Annotated in this window: 1 protein-coding gene; it reads left to right on the top strand. The window is 37.2% G+C overall.

Features of this window, described 5'->3' with window-relative positions:
- Positions 1–61 precede the first annotated feature (61 nt).
- Positions 62–615 (top strand): transposase family protein (locus tag HA044_RS09390; RefSeq protein WP_187540923.1); only part of this gene is annotated, 554 nt, incomplete at its 3' end.

Consider the following 615-nt stretch of genomic DNA (forward strand, 5'->3'; position numbering starts at 1 on the left):
AAAAAAAGCTCCATAAGACCTATAATGAAAAAGTGACCAAACCCTCATTAGAAAGAATCTTATGGAACAATTAAATTCTATCACAAACATACTTGGAATTAAAGACAAAAATATTATTATCTTAGATTATCTTGATGCTGGTACGCATAAAGAAGTCATTGCTAAGCTCGATTATCCTGCCCCTAAATGTCACAACTGTCAGGGACAAATGGCTAAATATGACTTTCAAAAAGAATCTAAAATCCCCTACCTCGAATGTGCAGGCTTCAAGACTCTCATTCGATTGAGAAAACGTCGTTTCCGCTGTAAAGACTGTGGAAAAATGGCTGTTTCAGAGACTTCCTTAGTCAAGAAGAATCACCAGATCGCAACCATCGTCAAACAGAAAATCACTCAAAAATTGATTGAGAAACTCCCTATGACGACTATAGCCGAAAGTTTATCTGTCTCTACTTCGACAGTCATTCGTCAGTTACATAAATTCAAATTTAAGACTGACCTTAACTACCTTCCAGAACACATGAGCTGGGATGAGTACAGCTTCAAGAAAGGAAAGATGAGCTTTATTGCACAGGATTTTGATTCCAGAAAGATCGTAGCTATCCTAGATGGACG

This window comes from Streptococcus sp. IMAU 99161 (assembly GCF_014435245.1).
Lineage (GTDB): Bacteria > Bacillota > Bacilli > Lactobacillales > Streptococcaceae > Streptococcus > Streptococcus lactarius.